Raw genomic sequence first — 9,292 nt, 5'->3', positions numbered from 1 at the left:
AAAGCATTCTTTAGGGCTTTGATGTCATTTTTTGTCTCTGAAGAGATCTTTGGGGTAGTATTTAATGAATGATTACTTGTTAAGTTTTTTTTTTGGAAGGCTATCAGTCTAAGTACAGCCATTGTTACACCAGTTTCAAAGCTAGGAGCTAGGGATATATCTTTTTTAGCAGTAATTGTAAGTTGATATAAAAAGTGTGCTTGTTCAACAGAAATTTTATCAAGAACCTTATTGATAATATCTATATCAATATCATTAATAGCATCTAGAGACTGTGTAAAACTATAAATACAACAAGCAAACCATATCTCAGCGATTCTATCTAGCACTGCATCAGCATTGCTTTCTGTAAGAGTTAAATTTTTTACAGCAGGTAATACCGCACTTGGGTTATTTCCGATAATAGCTTCGATAATGTTATAGACCTCTTCACTATCTATAATTCCAAGCATTTGTTTGATTTGTGCTTGCTTAAGTTCACCACTACAAAAGCTTATAGCTTGATCAAGTAAACTTAGAGCATCTCTTAGACTACCTTTTGCATGATAAGCAATGTAGTCTAGTGATTGTTCATCTGAGTTTATATTTTCTTTATTAAGAACTACTTTTAGCTGATCCTTGATATCTGATTGTGAGATATGCTTTAGGTGTAGTTGAATACAACGTGAAAGTATTGTGACGGGTATTTTATGATAATCTGTAGTTGCCAATATAAATTTGACATATTCAGGTGGCTCTTCTAATGTTTTTAGTAGAGCGTTAAAGCTCTGTTTGGATAACATGTGAACTTCATCTATTAGATAGACTTTGTAGCGACCTTGAGATGGCATATATTGGATATTATCTAAAATCTCTTTTGTCTCTTCGACTCCTGTACGTGATGCAGCATCAATCTCAATCAAATCTATAAAACTATTATTATTAATCGCCAGACAGTTTTCACATTTATTACATGGCTCTGCTGTAACACCAGTTTTACAGTTTAGACATTTTGCTAGTAATCTACCAAGTGTTGTTTTACCTACACCACGAGTGCCTGTAAATAAATAGGCATGATGGACTTTTTGTGTTTCTAGAGCATGTACTAGACTATTAAGCGCATGCTGTTGTCCTGCAACTTCTGAGAATGATTGTGGTCTATATTTACGAGCTAATGCTTGATATGACATCTGTAAATTTTTTATTAGAAATCTTATAATAAATGATAACAAACTTAAGCCAAAAGAATAAGAGAGTATTTAAATAACTTTCAATACTCTTTGTTTGTAAAATTCAGCACAAAAATATAAAATCTATACACAAATTCTAATCAATAAAAATCAATAAAATGGAATCTATAAATTACAAGATTGTATTAAAAGATCTAACGGCCCGTATTGAATCTTTACGGGACTATCTTTGACTATGATGTCAAAAAAGAAAAGCTAACAGAAGTCTTAATGGAGCTAGAAGATGGCTCTATTTGGGATAATCCAGAGTATGCACAAAACTTGGGCAGACAAAAAGTAGAGCTTGAGAATGTTGTACATAATTGTGAGTATATTTCAGAAACCCTAGAAACCTTAACAGAGCTACTTGAGCTTGCTGAAGAAGATGAATCTTTGATGCAAGAGATTGCTAAAGATACTCAAGATGTCACAGCTGAAATTGAAAAGCTAGAGTTTCGTAGAATGTTTTCTGGTCAGATGGATCCTAATAATGCCTTTTTGGATATTCAATCAGGTTCAGGTGGTACAGAAGCACAGGATTGGGCAGAGATGCTAATGCGTATGTATATGCGTTGGGCAGATAGTCACGGCTTCAAGGTAACTGTTGATGATGTATCAGATGGTGATGTTGCAGGTATCAAAGGATGTACGCTCAAAGTTGAGGGTGAATATGCTTATGGCTGGCTTAGAACTGAGACAGGGATTCATCGATTAGTGAGAAAATCACCATTTGACTCAAATAGCAAGCGTCATACATCTTTTGCATCAGTGTTTATATCGCCTGAAGTTGATGATGATATTGATATAGAAATTAATCCAGCAGATCTGCGTGTTGACACATATAGAGCATCAGGAGCCGGTGGACAGCATGTCAACAAAACTGATTCTGCAGTGAGAATAACTCACATTCCTACAAACATAGTTGTACAAAGTCAAAGCGATAGATCACAACATAAAAACCGTGATAGTGCAATGAAACAGCTTAAGTCAAAATTGTATGAGATGGAGCTACAAAAGCGTAATGCTGAAAAGAATGCTCTTGAAGACTCAAAAGCCGATATTGGCTGGGGTAGTCAGATTCGCTCTTATGTGTTAGATCAGTCTCGAATCAAAGATTTAAGAACGGGTGTTGAGAATACAAATACTCAAGCAGTTTTAGATGGTGATTTAGATAAGTTTATTGAGGCTAGCTTAAAAAGTGGGTTATAATAATTAGTTATTGTAAATAAAATTCGCTACTTAACTGCGTAAGTTTTAGCGATATGTTTTTTATGGCAGAAAAGTATGCACAACTACCTAGCACTTGCTACTGCTTATTTGCATTATCATTAGCAAAAGCTAACCATAAAAGTGTAAAAAATATAGGGTGAAAAGATGAGTAGTAAATTAAAAGATTTAATAAAAAATTCGATTAAAGAATATTTGGATGCAAATGAGATAACAGTAAAAGATGCTGTTAGAGGTAAGATTAGAGAACAGATTAGCGAATCTCTTGATCAAGTGAGTGAAATAAATGATGATGTTGTAGAGCAAATAAAAACTCTTGTTAAAAAGTATATAACGGATATGCAAGAAAACTCACAAATAACATTAAGAAAAGAAAAACTACAGGCACTAGCTGAACAAAATAATGGTATTAGCCATCCAAATAGCTTTAGAAGAAATGTTGTTGCTCATGCTTTACAAAACCAATATGCACAATATTCAAAACAAGAACTTGAGGAGCTTGAGGATAAAAAGCAATACAATATCACAGGTAGGGTGGTTCTTCGTCGAGTGATGGGTAAGGCTTCTTTTATTACGTTACAGGATTACTCAGGTAGAATACAGGTTTATCTAAAAAAGAGTGATTTACCAGAAGGGCAATATGAAACTTTTAAAAATCTATGTGATTTAGGTGATATAGTTGGTATTACGGGGACTATGTTTAAGACTAATACAGGTGAGCTTTCTGTAGAGGCTAGTCACTTTGAAATTTTGACAAAAGCTATCAGACCTTTACCAGATAAGTTCCACGGTTTAGCAGATCAAGAGATGAGATATCGTCAAAGATATGTTGATCTAATTACAAATGAAAAAGCTCGAGAAGTTTTTAAGGTCCGTTCAAAAGTCGTCAGCTTTATCCGTAACTATTTTGATAAATTGGATTTTATGGAAGTAGAGACTCCTATGATGCATGTTTTACAAGGTGGGGCAGCGGCTAAGCCATTTAAAACACATCATAACGCTTTGGATATGCCATTATACTTGCGTATAGCTCCGGAACTTTATCTAAAAAGACTAGTTGTTGGTGGCTTTGAGAGAGTATATGAGATAAACCGTAACTTCAGAAATGAGGGTGTATCTTCACGTCATAATCCAGAATTTACAATGCTGGAGTTCTATATGGCGTATGCTGACTATAATGATCTTATGGATCTAACAGAGGATATGCTATCTAAGCTTGTACAAGAGGTTATAGGTAGTGAAATACTTGAGTATGGTGAATATAAGATTAACTTTGGTGGTAAGTATGAGCGTATTTCAATGGTTGATTCAATCGTCAAATATAATGATGATATTACCAAAGAAGATTTAGCAACATTTGAATCTGCAAAAGCACTTGCTGAGAAGCTGAAGATAAAAGTAGAAGCTTATCACGAGCTTGGTCACCTAATAAATGAAATATTTGAAGAAACTGTTGAGCATCAACTAATTCAACCAACATTTATCACAGATTATCCAGCTGTAGTTTCACCTTTAGCGCGTAGACAAGATGGTAATCCTGAGTTTACTGATAGATTTGAATTCTTTGTAGGTGCACGTGAGATTGCTAATGGTTTCTCTGAGCTAAATGATGCTGAAGATCAGGCAGAACGTTTCAGAAAGCAGGTTGAAGCAGCAGCATCTGGTGATGATGAAGCTATGCCTTATGACAAAGACTATATCCGAGCATTAGAGTATGGTATGCCTCCTACAGCAGGTCAAGGTATCGGTATTGATAGATTAGTAATGTATCTGACAAATTCGCAGTCTATCAGAGATGTAATATTGTTCCCACACATGAAGCCTGAGTAAGAAGTGTCGAAAAAAAGCTTATTAAAATCTTTATTTGAAAATATCTATAATCCAGATATTGATCCCGAAAAGTTTATTCAAAAATTTGTACGCTTGGACTATAAACAAGTTGTTGATGGTCATAAGATTGATTACGATGGCTTTATTGAGCATATCAAAAAAACAACGTGAGGTTGTTGAGAGTGTTAGATTTGAGTTTATTTATCTAGTAGAGGAGGGTGATATGGTAGCCTCTTTACATAGAGTATATGCCAATATGAAGCTGGATAATCGTAAACTAATAGCTGAAGTTCATGCTTTCTTTAAATTTGATGAAGATATGTTAGTTTCTTGTGATGAGCGTACTAGAATTATCCAAGGCAAGCCCGAGGATGAAGATCTAGGGCGTAGAAAATAATATTTAGGATAGTAAAGTTACTAGTGATCATCATCGTAGCTAGCTTTATGAGATTTACCTTCTATATATGAAGTAAATGCGATTAGTAATGCTGATACCACAAATACTAAGTGGATAGCTGCTGACCACGCCAAGTCTCTGTCAGATGAATGAGATACTTCTAGAAACTTCTTCAAAAGAGAAATAGAAGATATACCTATGATAGAACCAGCAATCTTTAATTTAACTGCATTTGGAGATAACTTTTTAATCCAAACAGGTTGTCCCCCACCTTTTTTATCAAGGTTCATTTTACTTACGAAGTTCTCATAACCACTTATGACTACAATGACTACAAGGTTTGCTACTAGTACAACATCACATAGTGTCAGAGCTAATATAATAAGTTGATCTTCATCAATGCTGCTATAAGCAGTGAATAAATGGTGAAGTTCATGATATATCTCATAGATAAACCCAAATAAAACTAGTGATAAAAGCAAATAGATTGGGGCTTGAAGCCAACGAATCCCAAATATAAACATTTCTATTACTGATAGTATTTTATTAATGAATCTACTCATGAACTGAATCCTTATTTAGCGGTTTTAAATTAACTATTCCGTAAGTAAAGATATATTAGACGAAACTTAAAAGCAACTAGTAACTATCAAATAATATGATAAGTGATATAAGTAAATATGATATGAAAAATTAAGTATCTCTTTACGAAGAGACTTTTTCTAATAATCTAACTATATGAGAATGGTTGTTGGCTTTAGCATCTTCAAGAGGAGTTCTACCCCATCTATCTTTTGCATCAGGATTTGCACCTTTGCGTATAAGATATTTGACTACTTCTTCATGACCTTCTGCTGAAGCTAGGTGTAGAGCAGTTCTTTTGTCGTAGTCTCCTTTGCTAATATCTACTCCCAACGCTACAGCTCTTTTGATTTCTGATAAGTCGCCATTACTCGCTGCCCAAATTAGTTCAAGAGTTAGGTTTGAATCTATAGTTCCTCTACCTTCAACTGGATTGATTTTATCGCAATGAGCAATATGATCATAGTTATGAAAACTAAATTTTTCTACTAATCTTTTACTAAATTCAACCCCTCTAACAGAGTTGTGATTATTGTCTAAACGTGGAGAAAAAATTGCGAATCCGCCAACATTAGGTATAGCTATAGCTAGTGCTCCTGATACACCGGATTTAGCCGGTAACCCAACGGAGAATGCATATTCACCAGAAAAATCATACATTCCACAAGAATACATCATTGATAAGCAGTTACGAATTGTTGTTGGAGAGAATATTTTTTTGTGTGTGAAAGGACATATGCCTCCATTAGCAATAGAGCTCATAATCTTGGACATTTTTTTAGCATTTACTTGTATAGAACATGTTTGGAAATAAAAGTCTAAAGAAGTGTCAATATTTGTATTCTGTGGAAATGCTCCAACCTCTTTCATAAAGTATGCTAATGCATAGTTTCTGTTAGCTGTTTCTTTTTCGGAATGATATACAGCGTTATCAAAACCTATAGGATCACCACCAGCTAGATTCTCCCAAATATTAGTTATATATTCAAACCTATCAGCAAGGTTCCACTCTGGTTTAATCAATGAGCACATCATTATTGCACCAGAGTTTATCATCGGATTGTGAGGACGGTCATATTTATTTAGTGCTATTGCATTAAACGTAATACCACTAGGCTCTCTACCAACATGCTTATGAACCTTCTCTTCACCATTCTCTTCTGTTGCGATACAATATGTTATAGGCTTAGCTGTTGATTGAACGCAATATGGATGTTCAAAGTCGCCAAGTGTAATCATCTGACCATCTACACTACAAAAAGCAACAGCAAAAAGTTCGGAGTCTACCCTGGCTAATTGAGGGATGTATGTAGCATTTTTCCCAGAATTATTTTTTTTAGTTTCTTCAAATATTTGTTCAATCTCTTTACGGAAATCTTTAAAATTTGGAATTGTAAATCCTTTGTTGACAGATTTCTCAATTATACCAGTACTATCAGAAGTTATTTCTTTGAATTTTTTAAAATCAATTTTGTCTATGACAGTTAATTTATTTAGCTCAGCTCTTAACTTTTTGGTACGTGGATCATCATTAGTTATTCCTGCATCATCTAGTATTGCGATGATGTCGAATTTGGTTAAAAAACCATCGTTATTACAGATGGCATTGAAAATATTTTTATAATACTCATCGCCAGAAGATCTAGTTCTAATTGGTTTATTTTTCATTTAGATGATTTAGTCTAGAATTACGTAGATTGTATTTTACCGAAAAAAGGAAAGATTTGATATATAGATTAATATTAGTTAATAGCGGCATTTGCTAGAGCCATAGCAACTACGTAAGGATCAGCATTTGCGCCAGGTCTTCTATCTTCAAGGTAACCATAACCTTTAAGTGCAACAGGTCTAGGAATTCTAATAGAACATCCTCTATCAGCGTCGCCGACACTGAAAGTGTTCATGTCAGAAGTCTCTAACTTGCCTGTTAATCTCTCATGAAGATTATAACCATAGTTTAAGATATCTTTTTTATGATTTTTTTCTAATGATGCACATATTTTCTTAATAGCGTCTCTTCCTGTCTCAGGGTTTCTTGTTTTGCTTGTAGAGAAGTTAGTGTGAAGACCTGCACCATTCCAATCACCTTTGATAGGTTTGTTATCAAAAGATATATCTATACCGTACTCTTCACCTAGTCTTTCTAGAAGCCATCTTGCTAAGTGTGTATGATCAGATATGTTTAGTATCCCAGCATCTTCACCTTCAACACCTCTGTAGCCGATTTGGAATTCCCACTGTCCAGGCATAACCTCTGCATTTATACCATAAAATAGTATTCCAGCATCTAAACAAGCTTGCATATGAGCTTCTACTAAATCACGACCGTAGGTTTTGCTATTTCCAGCACTACAATAATAAGGGCCTTGTGGACCTGGGAATCCTGTAGTAGGCCATCCAAGTGGTCTACCATCTTTGAACATCGTATACTCCTGTTCAAATCCAGCCCACATATCTTGGCAGTCAGCACTCGCCAATAGAGCTCTTAATTTAGCTCTATTGTTTGTTGCATGTGGAGTCTCTCCGTCTGGGTTATAAACTTCACACATAACAAGATATCCACACTCTCTTAATGGATCGATTACAAAATTGATAGGTTTTAGAATACAGTCTGAATTATCACCTGTAGCTTGATTCGTAGAAGAACCATCAAAGCTCCATTCAGGAAAGTCATCAGCAGTCTCAAAATCTTTAAATGGTAAAACTCTTCCTTTAGATCTAAGTCCAGGTACAGGATCTGAACCATCAATCCATATATATTCAGCGGTCACTACTTTCATATCTTTACTATATTCCTTAACGTTGATTGATTAATCCTGATTAATGATATCAATTGTCTAAAAAAAGTAAATAATACTTATAGCCTCGTAACAAAAAAACTCAAAACCATAACTAGAAAACTTCAAAAATTATTTCATTAAGTTTGAGTTTAATATTGCCTTTTTTAGCACCTTTAATATACAAATCAGTTTGTAGACATTTTTCAAAACCTATAGATATTTTTTCAGTACTAGTCTTATTTGCTAAGCTAATATAGAATTTCTGTTTTAAAGGCCAGATATTATTATCTTTGAATATCTTTTGGTGATATGTTGGTTGTGTATTTTTAAGTTGTGAGATTATTCTTAATTCTCTTTTGATAGCCCATAGCACTAGAGGCGGTTTGTCATTTTCAGTTAGAATACTATTGAGAATTTTTAGTGCTTTAGTTTTCTGTTGAGAGAGAAGGGCTTCAGAAAGATCAAATACATCAAAGTTCGCATGTTCGTGTATAAATGGACGAATTGTGTTTTCATCATAGGTCTGAGTACTTTGGCGTGATAGTAGCTTGATAATTTGTTTAGAAGCAATCAGGTTACCTTCTGTTTTTTGAACTAGTAATTGAATGGCAGGTTGCGTGAGACTTAATCCTAATTGTTTTGCTTCATAATCTATTATATTTATAGCGTTATGTATATTGGGGTTAAATATGCTTATATGTATAGCTCGATGCTCCAAGCTTTGGAACCATTTAGCTGAGGTGTTTTGTTTTTTCATACCACTGAAAACTAGCAAGTAAACATTATCATCTTCACTTATTAATTTATCAGCTAATGCTTGCTGTAGTTTTTTCTGAGGAGGCTTATCGAAGTTGAACTGGATAAGTTTATCCATAGAAAATAGGCTTAAGCTATCAACTTCACCATACAATACATCTAAGTTCTGCTCATTTAAATCATGGTATGAAATCTCATAGCTTTTTGCTTTAAATTGATCTGTTATTTTTTCTATAATATTATGTTTCTGTAAAGGCTCATCACCTGTAATCATAAAAAGTTTATATTCAGTTAAATCATTTTTTTTGAGCAGATCAAAATAACTTAGTTGCATAATATTAAAAAAGTTTAATTATAGTTAGATATCATAGTTAGTTTACTATACTGATTAATGGATAAAAAACTAAAAGCGTACAATATGAAAAAAATATTATCAATAACTCTGGTTTTGCTTGCAGTGTTATTAACAGGCTGTGTAACAAAACCGGATAATATTAAGCCGGTTGAGAATT

At 34.0% G+C, this 9,292-nt stretch carries 9 protein-coding genes and 1 pseudogene; 5 read left to right on the top strand and 5 right to left on the bottom strand.

The window, feature by feature from the left end; genetic code table 11:
* Window positions 1-1,169: DNA polymerase III subunit gamma/tau (gene dnaX, locus FTPG_RS01740; RefSeq protein ID WP_004286689.1), on the bottom strand; the 1,169-nt coding region annotated here is incomplete at its 3' end.
* 158 nt (window positions 1,170-1,327) lie between these two features.
* Between dnaX and prfB the strand changes: the two genes are divergently transcribed.
* The 4 genes from prfB (at window position 1,328) to FTPG_RS01725 (ending at window position 4,662) form a co-directional block, all read left to right on the top strand.
* Window positions 1,328-2,417 (top strand): peptide chain release factor 2 gene (gene prfB / locus FTPG_RS01735; protein ID WP_200147444.1). Its coding sequence is split into 2 segments (ribosomal slippage): window positions 1,328-1,399 and window positions 1,401-2,417, totalling 1,089 coding nucleotides; the frame shifts between segments, so codons are not numbered across the junction.
* Window positions 2,418-2,582: 165 nt separating this feature from the next.
* Complete coding sequence (lysS, locus tag FTPG_RS01730; RefSeq protein WP_004286687.1) at window positions 2,583-4,265, top strand: lysine--tRNA ligase; 1,683 nt, start codon at window positions 2,583-2,585, stop codon at window positions 4,263-4,265.
* A gap of 3 nt (window positions 4,266-4,268) precedes the next feature.
* Entirely contained in the window at window positions 4,269-4,436 is a 168-nt protein-coding gene (locus tag FTPG_RS09770; protein ID WP_004286686.1) for a hypothetical protein, read from the top strand.
* Window positions 4,402-4,662: a hypothetical protein gene (locus FTPG_RS01725; protein ID WP_234367122.1), complete on the top strand. Its 261-nt coding sequence runs from the start codon at window positions 4,402-4,404 to the stop codon at window positions 4,660-4,662. Before FTPG_RS09770 ends, FTPG_RS01725 begins: the two co-directional genes overlap by 35 nt.
* A gap of 20 nt (window positions 4,663-4,682) precedes the next feature.
* Here FTPG_RS01725 and FTPG_RS01720 read toward each other — a convergent pair whose 3' ends face one another.
* The 4 genes from FTPG_RS01720 to holA form a co-directional block, all read right to left on the bottom strand.
* Window positions 4,683-5,225 carry a TIGR00645 family protein gene (locus tag FTPG_RS01720; RefSeq protein ID WP_004286684.1) on the bottom strand — a complete coding sequence of 181 codons (543 nt, stop codon included), beginning with the start codon at window positions 5,223-5,225 and terminating at the stop codon, window positions 4,683-4,685.
* Between the two features lie 142 nt (window positions 5,226-5,367).
* Window positions 5,368-6,912 carry a glutaminase A gene (glsA, locus tag FTPG_RS01715; RefSeq protein ID WP_004286683.1) on the bottom strand — a complete coding sequence of 515 codons (1,545 nt, stop codon included), beginning with the start codon at window positions 6,910-6,912 and terminating at the stop codon, window positions 5,368-5,370.
* Window positions 6,913-6,986: 74 nt separating this feature from the next.
* Window positions 6,987-8,024, bottom strand: a complete 1,038-nt coding sequence (locus FTPG_RS01710) for a glutamine synthetase beta-grasp domain-containing protein (RefSeq protein ID WP_004286682.1) — start codon at window positions 8,022-8,024, stop codon at window positions 6,987-6,989.
* 112 nt (window positions 8,025-8,136) lie between these two features.
* On the bottom strand, window positions 8,137-9,114 hold the full coding sequence (gene holA / locus FTPG_RS01705) for a DNA polymerase III subunit delta (protein ID WP_004286681.1): 978 nt from the start codon (window positions 9,112-9,114) through the stop codon (window positions 8,137-8,139).
* A gap of 84 nt (window positions 9,115-9,198) precedes the next feature.
* Between holA and FTPG_RS09970 the strand changes: the two are divergent.
* A pseudogene (locus FTPG_RS09970) lies at window positions 9,199-9,292 on the top strand (lipocalin family protein); the annotation flags it as partial.

It is taken from the genome of Francisella philomiragia subsp. philomiragia ATCC 25015, assembly GCF_000156715.1.
In the GTDB taxonomy this organism is placed as follows: Bacteria; Pseudomonadota; Gammaproteobacteria; order Francisellales; family Francisellaceae; genus Francisella; species Francisella philomiragia.
This window is presented reverse-complemented; position numbering and strand designations above follow the sequence as displayed.

What these genes read in the sequence shown, in the direction of transcription:
- glsA (WP_004286683.1), bottom strand. Translation starts at nt 6,912, where the DNA reads ATGAAAAATAAACCAATTAGAACTAGATCTTCTGGCGATGAGTATTAT.
- FTPG_RS01710 (WP_004286682.1), bottom strand. Translation starts at nt 8,024, where the DNA reads ATGAAAGTAGTGACCGCTGAATATATATGGATTGATGGTTCAGATCCT.
- FTPG_RS01725 (WP_234367122.1), top strand. Translation starts at nt 4,402, where the DNA reads ATGGCTTTATTGAGCATATCAAAAAAACAACGTGAGGTTGTTGAGAGT.
- FTPG_RS01720 (WP_004286684.1), bottom strand. Translation starts at nt 5,225, where the DNA reads ATGAGTAGATTCATTAATAAAATACTATCAGTAATAGAAATGTTTATA.
- lysS (WP_004286687.1), top strand. Translation starts at nt 2,583, where the DNA reads ATGAGTAGTAAATTAAAAGATTTAATAAAAAATTCGATTAAAGAATAT.
- holA (WP_004286681.1), bottom strand. Translation starts at nt 9,114, where the DNA reads ATGCAACTAAGTTATTTTGATCTGCTCAAAAAAAATGATTTAACTGAA.